This is a genomic window from Paractinoplanes rhizophilus (assembly GCF_042664765.1).
GTDB lineage: Bacteria > Actinomycetota > Actinomycetes > Mycobacteriales > Micromonosporaceae > Actinoplanes > Actinoplanes rhizophilus.
This window is the reverse complement of the sequence record NZ_JBHTBJ010000037.1, coordinates 53,144-68,411: the sequence shown is the minus strand read 5'-3', so window position 1 is coordinate 68,411 and position 15,268 is coordinate 53,144. Positions and strand designations below refer to the sequence as shown.

Annotated in this window: 16 protein-coding genes and 1 pseudogene; 8 read left to right on the top strand and 9 right to left on the bottom strand. The window is 68.2% G+C overall.

What is annotated here, in order from left to right:
- On the top strand, window positions 1-696 hold a 696-nt coding region (locus ACFQS1_RS32810; protein WP_378975882.1), incomplete at its 5' end, for a DUF5753 domain-containing protein.
- 16 nt (window positions 697-712) lie between these two features.
- Here the strand turns inward: ACFQS1_RS32810 and ACFQS1_RS32805 are convergent.
- Window positions 713-934, bottom strand: coding sequence for a DUF397 domain-containing protein (locus tag ACFQS1_RS32805; protein WP_378975881.1), 222 nt, complete (start codon window positions 932-934; stop codon window positions 713-715).
- Between the two features lie 655 nt (window positions 935-1,589).
- Between ACFQS1_RS32805 and ACFQS1_RS32800 the strand changes: the two genes are divergently transcribed.
- Together ACFQS1_RS32800 and ACFQS1_RS32795 are read left to right on the top strand one after the other, a co-directional pair.
- A complete protein-coding gene (locus ACFQS1_RS32800; RefSeq protein ID WP_378975880.1) occupies window positions 1,590-2,129 on the top strand; it encodes a hypothetical protein in 540 nt (179 codons plus the stop codon).
- A 215-nt stretch (window positions 2,130-2,344) separates the two neighbouring features.
- The gene (locus tag ACFQS1_RS32795; protein WP_378975879.1) at window positions 2,345-2,710 is read left to right on the top strand and encodes an endonuclease VII domain-containing protein; all 366 of its coding nucleotides are present in this window, start codon (window positions 2,345-2,347) and stop codon (window positions 2,708-2,710) included.
- Window positions 2,711-2,926: 216 nt separating this feature from the next.
- On the opposite strand, the gene ACFQS1_RS32790 is transcribed toward ACFQS1_RS32795, so the two are convergent.
- Window positions 2,927-3,154: a hypothetical protein gene (locus ACFQS1_RS32790; RefSeq protein ID WP_378975878.1), complete on the bottom strand. Its 228-nt coding sequence runs from the start codon at window positions 3,152-3,154 to the stop codon at window positions 2,927-2,929.
- A gap of 831 nt (window positions 3,155-3,985) precedes the next feature.
- Here ACFQS1_RS32790 and ACFQS1_RS32785 point away from each other — a divergent pair.
- Window positions 3,986-4,963 (top strand): M48 family metallopeptidase, encoded by a 978-nt coding sequence (locus ACFQS1_RS32785; RefSeq protein WP_378975877.1) that lies wholly within the window; start codon window positions 3,986-3,988, stop codon window positions 4,961-4,963.
- A gap of 648 nt (window positions 4,964-5,611) precedes the next feature.
- Here the strand turns inward: ACFQS1_RS32785 and ACFQS1_RS32780 are convergent.
- Window positions 5,612-6,622 carry a fatty acid desaturase family protein gene (locus ACFQS1_RS32780; protein WP_378975876.1) on the bottom strand — a complete coding sequence of 337 codons (1,011 nt, stop codon included), beginning with the start codon at window positions 6,620-6,622 and terminating at the stop codon, window positions 5,612-5,614.
- A gap of 108 nt (window positions 6,623-6,730) precedes the next feature.
- On the opposite strand from ACFQS1_RS32780, the gene ACFQS1_RS32775 reads away from it, so the two are divergent.
- Together ACFQS1_RS32775 and ACFQS1_RS32770 are read left to right on the top strand one after the other, a co-directional pair.
- A complete protein-coding gene (locus ACFQS1_RS32775) occupies window positions 6,731-8,017 on the top strand; it encodes a sensor histidine kinase (protein ID WP_378975875.1) in 1,287 nt (428 codons plus the stop codon).
- A complete protein-coding gene (locus ACFQS1_RS32770; protein WP_378975887.1) occupies window positions 7,969-8,604 on the top strand; it encodes a response regulator transcription factor in 636 nt (211 codons plus the stop codon). Before ACFQS1_RS32775 ends, ACFQS1_RS32770 begins: the two co-directional genes overlap by 49 nt.
- 96 nt (window positions 8,605-8,700) lie before the next feature.
- Here ACFQS1_RS32770 and ACFQS1_RS32765 read toward each other — a convergent pair.
- The 3 genes and pseudogenes from ACFQS1_RS32765 to ACFQS1_RS32755 form a co-directional block, all read right to left on the bottom strand.
- Window positions 8,701-9,492: pseudogene (locus tag ACFQS1_RS32765) on the bottom strand (MFS transporter); the annotation flags it as partial.
- Window positions 9,377-9,805 carry an MFS transporter gene (locus ACFQS1_RS32760; protein ID WP_378975874.1) on the bottom strand — a complete coding sequence of 143 codons (429 nt, stop codon included), beginning with the start codon at window positions 9,803-9,805 and terminating at the stop codon, window positions 9,377-9,379. The pseudogene ACFQS1_RS32765 and the gene ACFQS1_RS32760, both read right to left, overlap by 116 nt.
- The gene (locus tag ACFQS1_RS32755) at window positions 9,802-10,380 is read right to left on the bottom strand and encodes a helix-turn-helix domain-containing protein (RefSeq protein ID WP_378975873.1); all 579 of its coding nucleotides are present in this window, start codon (window positions 10,378-10,380) and stop codon (window positions 9,802-9,804) included. The genes ACFQS1_RS32760 and ACFQS1_RS32755 overlap by 4 nt, the downstream gene beginning before the upstream one ends.
- A 99-nt stretch (window positions 10,381-10,479) precedes the next feature.
- On the opposite strand from ACFQS1_RS32755, the gene ACFQS1_RS32750 reads away from it, so the two are divergent.
- Window positions 10,480-10,782, top strand: a complete 303-nt coding sequence (locus tag ACFQS1_RS32750; RefSeq protein WP_378975872.1) for a hypothetical protein — start codon at window positions 10,480-10,482, stop codon at window positions 10,780-10,782.
- 145 nt (window positions 10,783-10,927) lie between these two features.
- Here ACFQS1_RS32750 and ACFQS1_RS32745 read toward each other — a convergent pair whose 3' ends face one another.
- The 3 genes from ACFQS1_RS32745 to ACFQS1_RS32735 all read right to left on the bottom strand — a co-directional run bounded on the left by ACFQS1_RS32745 (window position 10,928) and on the right by ACFQS1_RS32735 (window position 13,920).
- Window positions 10,928-11,998 (bottom strand): glycoside hydrolase family 11 protein, encoded by a 1,071-nt coding sequence (locus ACFQS1_RS32745; RefSeq protein ID WP_378975871.1) that lies wholly within the window; start codon window positions 11,996-11,998, stop codon window positions 10,928-10,930.
- A 360-nt stretch (window positions 11,999-12,358) separates the two neighbouring features.
- On the bottom strand, window positions 12,359-13,270 hold the full coding sequence (locus tag ACFQS1_RS32740) for a DUF6282 family protein (protein ID WP_378975870.1): 912 nt from the start codon (window positions 13,268-13,270) through the stop codon (window positions 12,359-12,361).
- On the bottom strand, window positions 13,267-13,920 hold the full coding sequence (locus ACFQS1_RS32735; RefSeq protein WP_378975869.1) for a GntR family transcriptional regulator: 654 nt from the start codon (window positions 13,918-13,920) through the stop codon (window positions 13,267-13,269). Before ACFQS1_RS32735 ends, ACFQS1_RS32740 begins: the two co-directional genes overlap by 4 nt.
- A 296-nt stretch (window positions 13,921-14,216) precedes the next feature.
- Here ACFQS1_RS32735 and ACFQS1_RS32730 point away from each other — a divergent pair, with 296 nt between their 5' ends.
- Window positions 14,217-15,254: an ABC transporter substrate-binding protein gene (locus ACFQS1_RS32730; RefSeq protein ID WP_378975868.1), complete on the top strand. Its 1,038-nt coding sequence runs from the start codon at window positions 14,217-14,219 to the stop codon at window positions 15,252-15,254.
- Window positions 15,255-15,268: the final 14 nt, after the last annotated feature.

Sequence of the window (15,268 nt, the reverse complement as noted above, 5' to 3'; positions counted from 1 at the left end):
GGCCTTCTCCAACGCGACAAGCCGCTCCAGCAACTCCACGATGGACGGCACGTCAGGCACCCGGACATCTTGCCCAACAACCCCACCAAGATCAAACCGGCCCCAAACGACCGACCTGATCAGTTACATTTGAGCTACGAGGCATCGGCCTCATTGGTGCGACAGGTGGAGACGTTTTGGATCCCTGGCCTCCTTCAGACGGAGGAGTACGCCCGGATGGTCAACCGCGCCTTCTCGACGCCTGACACGACTGAGCGTGACATTGAGCGCCAGACCGAGGCGCGGCTGCTCCGCCAGACTGTGGTGCTGGATAGAGACGATCCTCCCGAAATGTTCTTCATCATCGATGAATCCGCGGTTCGAAGGTGGGTTGGCGCAAAGCCTGGGGACGGGCGGATCATGATGCGGCAGCTAGTTCGACTGCAGGAATTAGCAGCGAATCCGCGCGTCAGCATCCAGATCGTCCCCTTTCGGAAGGGTATCCATTTCGGAATGCAAGGAAGCTTTGCGATGCTCGAGTTCCCGGAAGATGATGAATTGCTTTTTCTTGACAATCGGTCGACTAACGTTACGACGCGCGAAGGAACCGACGTGATCGCTCGCTACAAGGATGAATTTTATCGACTTGAGGATGTGGCGACTGCCCGTGAAGAACTGCCAGCCTTTCTAGGGCCTCTCATTGAGGAGATGCGCTAAGGCCTCAGCATTTAGCTCACGGTGAATGCTCTGGAGCCCCTTCTCTGACCCAGGCAATAAACGATCTCCACTCTTCGTTGGTGAAGACCAGAATCGGTCCGGTGGGATCCTTCGAATCGCGAAACGCTACCCTCTTGTTAAGAAAGGCCACTTCGACGCAATTGCCTGAGCCGCCACTCCGAGAGCTCTTGCGCCAGGTCGCATTGGACCAAGATGGGTCGGTCGTTGAGTCGGTCACTGCCACTCCCGCCTCTTAAACCAGCCTGCGATCCGTCTTGGCCTACGGTCACAGCGTCGAATCCTGCCCGGCGCCGTTGCCGATCTCGCGTGCCGTACAGCCTATCCGCGGCAGGGGATCGTTCACCGGCGGAACGATGGATCTCGATTGACGATCTCGATTCTGCCACGCCGCCTCATCGCTGCGCCACCACATTGACACAAAGCTCTACGAATGTGTCGATATGGTCCTTTTCGCCGTAATTCATTTGGCGGGTGCCGTCGAGTCCAGCTCAGTTGGCATATTCGCGAATGAGCTCATTGATGATTCTTCGGCGAGCAAGGCAGACCGATAATGCGGATTCGACTTCACCCCAGATCCGCACTGCTCATTTGCCGCTGTCATCGCGGATGCGCTGCCCAGAGCGATCACGCGTTGTCACCAGCGCGGCGGCCAGGCCCCGGGACCGGCGAGGCGATCCAGTTAGTCGAGCAGCTTTCACCTCGCCTTGAGCCAGTCTCTCCCGCTCGGATCTCGAAAGGGTCGGCAAGTGCATCCCGAAGATATTCGTCATGTGGCACGTGCACCCGACGGACGGTCGTGCCGATGTACGGGTGTTTTAGCCTACCGATGAGCGAACAACCCCAGGCGGTACGTCCAGTGGCATGATGCCGCGGTGAGGGATTGGTCCTACTACGGCGCCGCGCACCGGTATGCCGTCCACGAAGACGAGGCCGCCGAGCGGTTGTGCGATCGAACGATGCGCGAGCTTCGTCTCGCCGACGACGAGGCCGAGCTACGACGCCGAGCCGGTGCCGGTGACAGGTGCTCCGCCATCGCCTTCTTCGAGATTCTGGTCGATGCTGACCGGCTCGACGAATTGCGGGCAATGCAGGAAGCGGGGGACGATCGCGCCGGCGCCACCCTCATGGAGGCATTGAGCCGCCAGGGTCGGGAGGACGAACTTCGCCGCGAGATCGCTGCCGGCCATGACGTCATGTGGCTTGTGTACTACCTCAAGGATCTCGGTCGTGTGGACGACGCGCTTGCTGCTCTCCAGGAGTGGGCGGACCAGCATCCGGACGAAGCCAGTCTGGCCCATGCACGCCGCCTGACCGTGCTGCTCGAGCACGGTCGAGTAGAAGAAGTCCGGCGCGCCGCTGAATCAGGTGACCACACAGCCGCCCGCCATTTGCGCAGGTTCTCCAGCAAGTAGCTATCAACGGGTTGCTGACATTCCTCATCAAAACACTGATTTGCCGCGATCCGCGCGAGCTGGGACGAATAGGCGCTCTCGTCCGTCTGGAACGGGTCGTCGCCCAGATGCCGGTGGGGACTGCACCCAGTGTCGTAGCCGCCGCTCAACCGGCCGACCATCGGCTGTGCTACTGGCGAACTGGGCCATCCGCGGCGGACTATGTTGGTCGAACCATGGAATACCGCGATCGCAGATATCAGCTGACCGAGCAGCGCTACCGAGAGCTCCTCGCCGTACAGAACGGCCGCTGCCCGATCTGCCTGCGGCAGCCGGGCCACGATCCGCACAAAGGCCGACCGGACTGGCCCTGGTGCGTCGACCACGACCACAACTGCTGCCCGCACAAGCCGACCCCGAAGAACCCGACCTGCGGCAACTGCACGCGCGGACTGCTGTGCACCCGATGCAACTCCGCCCTCGGCCAACTCGCCGACGACCCTCAACGACTCGAACGAGCCCTCCAATACCTGCTCGAGACCCGGGCTCAAACTGGGGTTCCACCTGCTGTGCGCGTGTTCGCCGGGACTGCCGGAATCTAGCCGTTCTTCCTGCGCCCCGGACGTCCGGATTTGCCGCTGACAACGCTCGATTCCGGCTGGTCGTGCCGTCCCAATCTTGCGATCGTTGGCGTTGCCGGTCGAGTTGCGTATCGGCGCTTGACGACGGTGTCTACCGGCCGACCGTGCTGGCTCGGATCGCGATGATCACGCGGTGGCCCGCGTCCCCGTTGACGACGCAGTGCAGCCCGAGGTTTGTTATACGACCGTCGCGCACATTCCATGCTCGGCTCCGGCGTCGCGGCCGAGCACGGAGGCGAGGGAGTCGATCGTGGCCTTCCAGAGGTTCGGCCACGCGCGACGGGGCCCGACTACGAACGCAAGCTGCAGGGCGACACCGCCGGCAGGCAGGGGACGCTCCACGCTGATCTGATCTCGAATCTGTTCCTTGAAGGCGGTACTACCGGTGGCGGTCGTCGTGCTCACCTCAAACGAGTACGACCCGCCAGGGGTCGCGAGTCGTCTGGGTTTGGCATACCGCGACTGCGGATGTCGGCGCATGCCGCTTGGTTGCCCACACCGAGACGAACTGGCGCCCGGTACGCGCAGTGAGCTTCGGGACCAAGGGGAGAGGTAGTTGTCGAGGTCGTGGTAGGTGAGCAAGGGAACTTCATCCGGGAGGCTGATGTCGAGCCGTAACGCGAGAGGATCAGGTGTCGCGGGCCAGATGTTCGGCGATAGCGGCATGTGCCCCGGCGATGAAGGCGGCGGAACGGGCGCGGCCGGATGAGCCGGCCTTATCCCATTGCTAAATACCCTTGGGGGCGGGGGTCTGATTTCTCGCCACTTCCGTTGTCGTGGCCCGGGGTCGCGCGTGGTCGCCGGTTGCCTGGGTCGCGCGTGGTCGGCGTGGGTGTCGCCGGTTGCCGGGGCGTTGCCGGGGTCGTGCGTGGTCGCCGTGGGTGCGGCCGGTTGCGGTGCCGGTGGTGGCCGCGTTCTCCGGTGTCGGCTCGTCCCGGGTGCCGCGGCGCGCTGATCTTGATGAGCTGCGGTTGCGGCCCGACGGGAACTCTTCAACCTTGGCCATCTGTGATCAACTATCGTCGGACATAACCGGTATTCCCGGCTGCCGTCCCATCTGATGGGCGGATCGTCCCATGTTCCGCGACACCTGGCCAGTATGCGGGAACGTGTCCTGCTGGCTGGACCCGGAGCTGGGACTTCCATGCCTGCGTGGTCATCGCGTTGAACAGCGTCATCAGCTGGTTCTGGGCCCGAATCCGCCTTGCTGACCAACGCGCCGGTTACCGGTCCGACATGTTGCTGGCCCGATCGGCCGCACCGTCGCCGGTGACCCGCGACGGCTTCGTTCTGCTGGGGGCCGTCTCCGCCGTGTTGCTGCTGTCCATGATGGTTCTGGCCGTGACCGGTCTGTGGCTGGTCGTCGTGGGCGGCCCGTTCTTCCCCTTGGTCTTCGGCCTGCTGCTGATCGGCCTCGCGGTGCTGATCCGGCCCCGCCTCGCCCGGCTCAAGCCGATGCTCAAGAACAGCTATCGGCTGCGCCCCGGCGAACGACCCACCCTGGACATGCTGATCGACCGGATCGCCACCGAGACCGGCACGCCGAAACCGGACATGCTGCTGTTCGACTTCCGTTGGAACGCAAGCGTGGTCGACACCGGGGTCCTGCGCCGGCAGCGGGTCATGGTGCTCGGCGTGCCGCTGCTGCTGGCCTTGGGTCCGCAGGAGGTGGTCGCACTGATCGGCCACGAGCTGGGCCATCTCAAGCACTTCGATGCGCGGCGCTCGCTGCTGACTCAGCCGGCTCGTACCACCTTCGGCCGGCTCGGGCGGCTGGTTCGCCCGCCACTGGTGTCGGCGATGGACACTGGCATCGGGTTCCACCTCGTCGGCCTATTCCTGTGGCAGACCATCGGCGGCACCCTCGCATTGTTTTTCTACGCGATCCACCGCAAGCTGAACGCCATCGCGGCCCGCGACGACCGCACGGTGGAACTGCGAGCCGATGAGGCCGCGGCGTACGCCGCGGGCACCGACGCGGCGCTGCAGTTGCAGGACGTGCTCGCGATGCTGCCGTCGCTGACCACCTACGTGCAGCACCACGTGCCTCGCAACGAGGCCGCGAAGCTGTGGCGCCGCATGTTGAGCGCGGTCCGGGAACGCGACGCGGCGACCGCACCGGCCTGGCGGCAGCTGTCCAGCCGTACGGATGCCTCGCTCTGGGCCTCCCACCCAGCCCCGGGCCGCCGTCATCAGTACGCCGCCTGTCCCTAGTGGCCAGACCCTCGGACTGTCCCCCTTTCGGCGCTCGTCAGCCGGCCGCGGGATCCGGCTGCTACGCACCCGGACCGCACACCCCGCGAACACCTGCGCCGCCGTCGCGTCGGTCCATCGCCCATCGGTAGGCGCCGCCCTCGGTCACGGCTGCGTATGAACTGGTCCATCCGGCGGGTGGACACGCCGAGCAGGTAGCAGGTCTTTGCGACGGCGTCGGCCGCGCCTGCTGACGAGGTGCTCCGCCGTGTCGCGCTGGGCGTTGCGGATCTCGCTGCCCGCGCCGGGCCGTGCCGCACGCGCCGCGCCGGGCCGACCGCGCCGCGCCGGGCCGACCGCGCCGCGTTGCGCCGACCGTGCCGCGCCGGGCCGACCGTGCCGCGTTGCGCCGACCGCGCCGCGCTTCGCCGACCGCGCCGACCACGCAGCGCCGCCGGGGGCCGTGTCGCGTTGGGTCGCGCCGCGCCGCAGGTGGCGGGATGCGCTGGCGTGGCTGGCGCGGGTGGGCACCTGCGGCGGGGCGGGTGACCCTGGCGTGCGGTGCTGGGCCACGGCTGGAGCCCCGGCCTGGCCTGGCCTGGCGGAGGCTGGCGCCATGGCCTGGCCCGGCGGGGGCCGGCGTTATGGCCTGGCCCGGCGGAGGTGGCGCTATGACCTGGGCCGGCGGAGGTCGGCGCCTACCTCGTGCAGGTGGCGCAAGGCCTGGGCGTAGGAGTCGGTCAGGGACGTCATCTCGTAGGACACTCCGGTCTCCTCGCAGAACTGCTGAACGATGGGCTGGGCCTTGCGCAGGTTGGGCGTCGGCATGGCGGGGAACAGGTGGTGCTCGATCTGGTAGTTGAGGCCGCCCAGCGCGGCGTCGACGAAGCGGCTGCCGCGCACGTTGCGGGAGGTCAGCACCTGCTTGCGGAGGAAGTCCTCGGAGCCGTCGGGGTGCGGCATGCCCTTGTGGTTGGGGGCGAAGGTCAGGCCGAGATAGACCCCGAACAGCGCCTGGTGCACGACGAAGAAGGCCAGCGCCTGAAGCGGGCTCAGCACGGCGAGCAGCGCCGACACGTACGCGATCAGGTGGATCGCCAGCAGGAGGCCCTCGGTGCGGCGGCGTTTGACCGTGCCGTCGAGCAGCGCGCGGATGCTGTCTTTTCGCAGCGACAGGCCGAGCAGGGTGAGCAGCGGGAAGAAGAAATACGCCTGGTATTTGGTGAGGAATCCCTTGCCCTGGGCCGCCTCGCGGCTCCACACCAGCACGCCGGGGCCGACGTCGGGGTCGAGGTCGTCGTGGTTGGGGTTGGCGTGGTGCTTGGTGTGCTTGTCCATCCAATAGCCGTAGGACATGCCGATCCCGAGGTTGCCCGCGATCAGGCCGGCGCGGCGGCTCGGCGTGTTGGTGCGGAAGACCTGGCGGTGGGCGAGGTCGTGGGCGACCAGGGCGATCTGGGCGAACACCACGGCGAGGAAGACCGCCACCGCGACCGTCCACCAGGAGGACCCGATCACGAAGAACGCCGCCCAGCCGCCGATCAGGGCCGCGGCCACCAGGCTCAGCCGCACCGCGTAATAGACCGGCTGCCGTTGCAGGAGGCCGGCCGCGTTGATGCGCCGGCCCAGCTCCGCGAAGTCGCTCCCGGCCGCCCGCGGCCGCACTGCCATTGTCGTCATGGCTCAAGGCTTCCGGAGGGGCGGGTTGGAGTCAGGAATGCCAGGTCTACTTCTGGGAGTAGTGCTAGCCCTACCGCGTTCTTGCGGGTCTTCGGTCACGATGGGGGGATGGAGACCAGGGACTGGATGCGCGACGGGCTGCGGGCGGTGGCCGGCGGCGCGCTCGCGATCGCCCTGTCGATCACCAATTTCGCGCTGTTCGTGCTCTTCGTCCTCGCGTTGGTCCTGACGCCGGTGCTGGGCTTCGGGCTGGTGCTGGTGCCGCTGGTCGCCCGGCTGGTCCGGCTGCGGGCCGACGTCGGCCGGCACGTGGGCCGCTGGTCGGGCGTGCCGATCGACCGGCCCTATCGTCCGCGGCCGGAAAAGGTGCTCCCGGTCGGCTGGGGCGCCTTCCGCTGGATCATCACCGACCCGGCCACCTGGCGCGACTTCGCGTGGCTGCTGCCGGGCGCGGTCGTCGGCCTGGCGCTCGGCTTCGGCTCGCTGCTCATCCCGCTCTACGGCGTGCAGGGCATCCTCTTGATTCCACTGTGGATCTGGCTGGGCACGGGGGAGTACGGCTACGGCGTGATCTGGCCGATCCAGAGCGTCAGCGAGGGCTTCCTCTCGCTGCCCCAGGGCGCCCTGTTCCTGGCCATCGGCCTGGCCGTCGCGCCCTACCTGCGCCGCGTCGACGCCCTGTTCGCGCGGCTGTTCCTGGCGCCCACGCGCAACGCCGAGCTGCGCCTGCGGGTCACCCAGCTGACCGTCACCCGGGCCGACACGGTCGACGCCCAGGCCGCCGAGCTGCGCCGCATCGAGCGCGATCTGCACGACGGCGCCCAGGCCCGGCTCGTCTCGCTCGGCATGACGATCGGCCTCGCCGAGGAGATGGTCGAGCGCGACCCGGCGACCGCCCGGCAGTTGCTCGCCGAGGCGCGCGAGGTGAGCACCGCCGCCCTGGTCGAGCTGCGCCATCTGGTGCGCGGCATCCATCCGCCGGTGCTGGCCGAGCGCGGGCTCGACGGCGCGGTGCGGGCGCTCGCGCTCAACCTGCGCGTGCCCACCAGCGTCGACTCGGACGTGACCGAGCGGCTCGACACGCCGGTCGAGTCGGCGGCGTATTTCGCGATCGCCGAGGCCCTGGCCAACGCGACCGCCCACAGCGGCGCGACGTTTGCGTATGTCTGCATCAAACGCGGCGACGATCGGCTCTTCCTCGAGGTCGGCGACGACGGTCACGGCGGCGCCGACCCCGCCCGCGGCACCGGGCTGCGCGGCATCCAGCGCCGACTGGCCGCATTCGATGGCACTATGGCGCTGTCCAGCCCGCCGGGCGGACCGACCACCGTGACCATGGAGCTGCCGTGCGCGTTGTCATCGCCGAAGACCATGCTCTCCTCCGGGACGGATTGACCCGCCTGCTGGAGGCCTTCGACTTCGAGGTGGTCGCCACCGTCGACAACGGCCCGTCATTGCTGCCCGCGCTGATCGCCCACAAGCCGGATGTGGCGGTCATCGACGTCCGCCTCCCACCCACCTTCACCGACGAGGGCCTCCAGGCCGCGATCGCCGCCCGCACCGAGATCCCCGGCCTGCCGGTGCTGGTGCTCTCCCAGCACGTCGAGGCCCTGTACGCCCGGGAGTTGCTCGGCGACCGGGTCGGCGGCGTCGGCTACCTGCTGAAGGACCGCATCTCGAACGTCGCCCAGTTCGTCGATGCCGTCCACCAGGTGGCCGAGGGCGGCACCGTGATGGATCCCGAGGTCGTGGCGCGCCTGCTGGCCCGCAGCCGGCCGCTCGACGTGCTGACCACCCGCGAGCGGGAGGTCCTGGGCGAGATGGCCGCGGGACGCTCCAACGCCGCGATCGCCGCCAAGCTGTTCGTCACCGAGAAAGCGGTGAGCAAGCACATCAACAACATCTTCACCAAGCTCGACCTGCCCCCGTCCGACGACGACAACCGGCGGGTCCTGGCCGTCCTCGCCTACCTCAACGCCTGACCGCCGCGCGCCCGCCCGGCGGATGCCGTTGCTGAAGGTCGCCGTCAGGGCGGAGACCAGCACGGCGGCGGCGAAGAACAGGATCGCGGCTGCGGCGGACCAGGCGGTGACAACGACGCCGGCCAGGATCGGGGCGGCCGCGGCCATCGAGGTCGCCACGACCATCACGATGCTGATGACGCGGCCCTGCAGGCGGTCGGGAGTGAGGGCGGCCTGGAAGCCGAAGAGTGCGGCGTTGCAAGCCGGGCCCAGAAAGACGGTGACGCCGAGCGGGATGGCGGCGGCGATGGTCGAGGCGAGCGGGGCGGAGAGGGCCAGGAGCACGGCGGCGGTCCAGCAGATCCAGCGGATCAGGACGGGCATGCTCAGGCGGCTCTGGATCGCCGGGGCGAAGACGGCTCCCAGCAGGCCGCCGGCGGCGACGATCGTCTCCGTGAGGCCGATGACGGCCGGCGTGGTGCCGGCCCGCTGGAGGGCGACGATCAAGGTGAAGAGGATGCCGCCGATGGCGAAGTTCAACGGGGCGGCCACCAGGAGAAGCGCGCGCAGGAACGGGTTGGTGAAGACGAACCGGACGCCCTCGGCCAGGGCGGCGCCATAGGGCTGGGGCGATTCTTCGCGTACGGCCTGGAGCGGCCGCCGGACAAGCGAGACAGCGCCCAGCGAGACGACGTAGGAGATGGCGTTGCCGAGGAACGGAACGGCATGACCCAGGCCGAACAGGAAACCGCCCAGCGGCGGGCCGGCCAGCGACGCTCCGTACGAGCGGGCCTCATTGCGCGCCACCGCCGTCGGCAACTGGGTGATCGGGACGATGCTGCGCAGGGCGGCGTCCTCCGCCGTACCGAACAACGCGCCGGCCGCGGCGTCGACCAGCGCGACCGACACGATCAGTGCAAGGCCCGCCCGGGTCGGTGACGACCGCGATCGTCAGCGCGGTGAAGCCGGTCAGCCGGACCAGATCGCAGACCACCATGACGCGACGCCGGTCGAAGCGGTCGGCGAGCACGCCGGCCGGCACCCGGAAGACGAGCCGGCCGGCGAGGGCGACGGTGCCGACCAGGCCCGCGCTGACGGGGGAGCCGGTCTGGGCGAGCACGAGCAGCGAGAGCGCCAGGGCGGCCACGCCGTCGCCGAGGTCGGACAATGACTGCGAGGTCCAGAGGAGGTTGAACTCGCGGTTGCGCCAGAGGCTGGTCATCCGGGCGGCCGATGCGGGTACGAGTGCAAGACCACGATGACGGTTTCCGCGTCCGAAGCGGCATCCGCCGCGGTCGAATCGCCGATGTCGGCTTCGCGGATCAGCCGCTCGATCTCGGCGTTGAGGCTTTCCAGCCGCTCGGGGGTGGTGCGGAGGACGTAGTCGGAGCTGGCCGCAGCCCGCTGCCAGTCCTCGCTCCACTTCTGCGCGGCGACCTGGGCGAAGAAGGCGTCGATCGTCCGATCCCAGACCGCCCGGGCCGTTCGTTGCACGGCCGCCTGGGCTTCGGCGCCACCGACGCCCAGATCGGACCACAGTGTGGAGTCGTGCACGGCCTTCCACCAGCGTTCCCGGCCGTGCGTGCCCTTGCCGTGCTCGGGTGCCTCTTCGACCAGGCCGTGCCGGGCGAGCAGGCGGAGGTGGTGGCTGGTCTGACCGGTGTCGGTCTCGAGCCGCCGGGCCAGGATCGCCGAGGTCGCGGGGCCGTCGACGCGGAGCGATCCGACGATGCGCATGCGCAGCGGGTGGGCGAGCAGTCGCATCATGCCCGCGTCGGCGACGAGGGGGTCTTCCATGATGCGACGATACCGGTACATAGCTTCAATGCATAGAACCTATGTAACTTCCCGGCCCGGGCGTCTCGCCAGGCGGGGCGGGAGAGGCCACGATGAGGCATGACCTTCGTGCGGCTGATGGCCGCTGCGTCGGCCGCCATTGTTTTCGCGATGCTGGTCGTCTATGTGATGCTGGCCGATCCGCCGGCGGTCTGGTTTCTCGCGGGGCTGGCCGCGGGGGCGCTGTTGGCCGCGTACGGCGCGGTGGGTGGGCGACGGCGGGCGGCGCTGGTCGCGTCGGGTGTGGTGTTGCTGGGTCTGGGCGTGGTGGGCATTCTGTCGATCGGGCTTCCCGTCATCGTGGCGGGCATCCTGTCGATCGTGGCCGCCGCGCATGGGCGTGACGCGCGCTTGGGCCGGTGACGACGGCCGGGCGCGGACGAATGCGGCGTGGGGGAGGCCCGAAGGCCGCGCGCCGGACGGACGCCGGGTCAGTCAGTGGGAAGGCGAGGGCGCGCGCCTGACGGGGGTGCCGGGTCGGTCCGGAGGCCCGACCCGGCACGTTGCGTCAGCTGCAGGCTGCGCCGTTGAGGCTGAAGCCGCTGGGGCCGGCGCCGTTTCCGTTGTGGGTGGCCTGGAAGCCGATGGTGGTCGTGCCGCCCGGTGGGATGGAGCCGTTGTAACTGACGTTGGTCGCCGTCACCGTCCCGCTCGACGGGGAGTACGTGGCGTTCCAACCGGACGTGATGTTCTGGCCGGAGGCCAGGTTGAACCGCAAGCTCCAGCCGTTGATCGGCGACGAGCTGGTGTTCGTGATGGTGATGTTGTCGGTCAGGCCGTTGTTCCACGCGTTCACCGCGTCGGTCACCCGGCACGAGCCGCCGCCACCCGGGTTGGAGGTGGGGGGTGTGGTGGGCGGCGTGGTGGGCTGGGTCGTCGGCGGGGTGGTGGGCGGCGTGGTCGGCTGGGTCGGGTTCGAGCCCTCGCTGACCGTGATGTTGGAGCTGACGTTGCTCTGGTAGCCCTCGGTCGCCATGATCTGGTAGTCGTGGCTGCCCAGATTCAGGCCGAGGTTGCGCCAGGCGTTGAAGTGGTTGGCGGTGGTGATGGTGCCGCCGGTGCGGTGCTGCTGGCGGACGCTCCAGTACTGGTAGAACGTCGCGGTGCCGATGATGGACGGCTGGTTGACCCGCTGGGTGCGGTAGATGTCGTAGGTGCTGCCGTCGGTGGTCACCGAGCCGAGCCGCTGGGCGCCGGTGCTCGGGTTGTAGTTGCCGAAGTTCTCGACGACGTAGTACTCGATCAGCGGGTTCGTGGTCCAGCCGTACAGGGCCAGATAGCAGTTGCCGCCGCAGTTGAACGAGCCCGAGTAGTTCACCGTGTGCGACGAGCCGGGCTTCCAGCCCTTGCCGACGACGGAGTTGTTGATGCCGTTCATCGAGACGCTGTAGCTGCCGCCGGCGCCCAGCGTCATGGTGACGTTGCCGTTGTCTTTCCAGTACGAGAAGAAGTAGCCGTTGTGGGTGCCGGTGGTGTTGGAGGTGACCGTGCGATCGGCCTCGGCATTGGCCACTCCGGAGAGCGATACCGAGGCGGCGGCCAGCAGGACGGCGCTGGCGGCACTGATCAGGAGCCTCAAACGGGTACGCCCGCGACGCTTCGGGGAATTCACGCGCGTGCATCCTTCCTGGGAGCGGTGGAAAGAAGGGCGTGACCGGGGGTGGAACCAGCACGGCCCCTCACGATGAAGTACATCGATGAATCAGTATTGGGTGGGCCGTTCCGTGCTGTCAACAACTTCCGGAAGGCACGCGAAAGAGCCGCCGGAGATAATGCCTGTTCAAAGCGTCCTCTCCACCATTTGCGCGCAGGCTGTGCCGAAAACGAGCCGCGACATATCGGTGCTCTAGCCGAAAGTTTCGGAGACGGGAGCCGGCCGAAGGCGAGGTGCGCGGCACCTGCGGTTGGGTGCGCCGCCCAGCCGTACGATCAAATGGTTTTAAATCGCGACGAAGCGCGAGTTGTCGACGGCCATGGTCCGCACCTCGTCCTCTTTGAAGCCCGCCTCGAGGAGGCGGTCGGCGAAGAGGGCCAGCCCGTCCTCGACCGGGGGGTTGAACGGCTGGCCGAGGTCGCTGGACAAAATGGAGTGCTCGACGCCGACCGCGCGAATGTTGTCGAACAGGTCGGCCCACGCGACCTTGCCGGTGAACGGCGTCGTGAAGCAGCGCTCCAGCAGCGCGCCCTCGGCCGCGAGCTCCCGCTGCTGCGCCACCGTGAGCCGCTGCGACGTGAACTCCGGATGGGTGACCACGACGCGGCGCACGCCTTCCGCGCGGGCCGCGCGCACCACGGCGAGGATCTCGGCCGCCGACAGATGCCCGGTGGCCAGCACCATGTCGTGCCTCGCGATCACCCGCAGCACCTTGCGCACCGGCTCGAGCACGCCGCCGTCCGCGGCCAGCACCTCGACCGCGTCGGGCACGATGCCCTGGGCGTGCAGATCGGCCTGCAGCGCGCCCCACATGGCCGGTTTGCTGCCCGGCAGGTCGGTCGCGGTGGTCGAGCGCTGGTTGCGCGAGTCCACGGTGGGCATCCAGACGATCCGGGCGCCGAGGCGTCCGGCGATCTCCACCGCGGCCGGGTTCATCCCGCCCATCGACCCGTTCAGGGTGATCGCCCCGAGCACGTCGACGCCGGGCACCGCGGCCCGCACCACGGCCGCCCGTTCCGCGGTCGTCACGTAATGAGATTTCACGACAAATCCGGCTAGGCCGTGCTGCTGGAACAGCCGGGCCAGCGACAGGTCGTCGATGCGGCGTTCCATCACATCGGGAGCGATGTGGACATGCGTGTCGTAGGCCCCGGCTACCAGCGAGCGTGCGGCCGGGGAGGGAACGGGATGCGTCATGACTCTCCAATGATGCGGCGGTTGGTGTGGGACAGCGCGGCCTCGACGTGCCCGAGATGGTGGCGCATGGCCTTCTCCGCCGCCTCCTCGTCGCGGCCGGCGATGGCCTCGACGATCGCGGTGTGCTCGGCCAGCGAATGCGACGCCCGCCCGGGCACCAGAATTGTCCGGAACTGGAAGCGCACCAGCTGCGCCCGCAGCCCGGTGATCAGCCGGGCAGCGGTCTCGTGCCGGGCGGCCGCGATGATCGCCGCGTGCAGCGCCGCGTTGCCCTCGGAATACCCGAGCAGATCGCCTTCGTCGATCTTGCGGCTCATCCCCGCGAGGATCTTGCGGATGCCGCCGATCTCGCGCGCGGTGGCCCGGCGGGTGGCCGACCGGGCGGCGAGCGCCTCGAGCACGGCCCGCGCCTGGAGGATCTCGACCGCCTCGGCGTCGGTGACGACCCGGACCCGGGCGCCGCGGTGCGGCGTGAGGATGACCACACCGTCCTGTCCCAGCCGGACCAGCGCCGTGCGCACGATCGCCCGGCTCACCTCGAGCCGCTGCGCCAGGTCGGCCTCCACCAGCCGCTCGTTCGGCATCAGCTTGCCGCTGTAGATCAGGTGGCGCAGTCGCAGGTAGGCGTCGTCGGCGGCGGGCGACGTCAAGCGGGATCCTCCTGAGGATCGAGAAAGCCGGAAACGGATTGCTCACAATCTTGTGTACATCCGGGTTTCTGTCAACCACGTCTTGACCAGCATAGATGTCCATTTCGGACGGCAAACGTCGGTATTCTGTGGCCGATTTGGGAGGAAATGAGCGCCATGACACGGGAACGAGCCTGCTCTACGATCTCGACCGGATGCGGGGCCGGACGGACGGGTGTCTATCGACGCAACGTCCATGCAGGTCAGACGAATAGTCAACGCCGCCGACTGGACGGGCGGATTCTCAGGAGGCTTGGATGATCAGACGATCTCGTGTGCTGGCGGCGACGCTGCTGGCCGCAGTGCTCGTGAGCGCGAGCGCATGCTCGAGTTCGGACGACGACAAAGGCAGCACGTCGAACAGCAACGCGGGTTCGTCGGGCGAGCTGAAGAAGGTCACCTACGTGACCGCCTTCGGCGCCGTGGGCCGTGACTCCTTCGCATGGGTGGCGAAGGAGAAGGGCTTCTTCAAGGACGCCGGTCTCGACGTCACGATCCAGAAGGGCGCCGGCAACGCCCCGAACCTCGGCCTGATCAAGGGCAAGCAGGCCGAGTTCGCGGCGCTCGACTTCACCGGCGCCGAGATCCAGGCCGGCAAGGGCGCGTTCACCAACTGGCGCGCGATCGCCGCGATCCACCAGCAGACGCTGGTCTCGATCATGACGACCGCCGACACCGGCATCACCAAGCCGACCGACCTCAGCGGCAAGACCGTCGGCACGGCCGCCGGCTCGGTGAGCGAGCTGCTGTTCCCGGCGTACGCCAAGCTGGCCGGCCTGGACCCGAAGACGGTGAAGATCCAGGGCGCCCAGCCGACCGCGCTGAACGCCCTGATGGCGCAGCGCAAGGTGGACGGCCTGAGCACGTTCCTGCTGTCCAAGAAGGCCCTCGAGACGGCCTCCAAGAAGCAGGTCGTCGTGCTGCCGTACAGCCAGTACCTGTCGGACCTGTTCGGCAACGCGATCATCGCCCGCGACGACGTGATCAGCAGCGACAAGGAGATGGTGAGGAAGTTCGCCGAGGCCGCCATGAAGGGCCTGCAGTACGCGGTCGATCACCCGGAGGAGGCAGCCGAGATCATGCACAAGGCGGAGCCGACCGCGGCCGTTCCCGCGGCCGTCGGCGAGCTCAACGCCATGAAGCCGTACGTGTCGCCGCCGAACGGCGCCACCCTCGGCCACCTCGACCAGGAGCGGGTCGCCCGCAGCATCGCGATCCTGCAGGGCAACGGCCTGATGCCGGCCGGTCTCACCCCGGACAAGGTCGTCGACTTCAGCTTCATCCCGGCCAGCTGATCCATGAGTGCGGG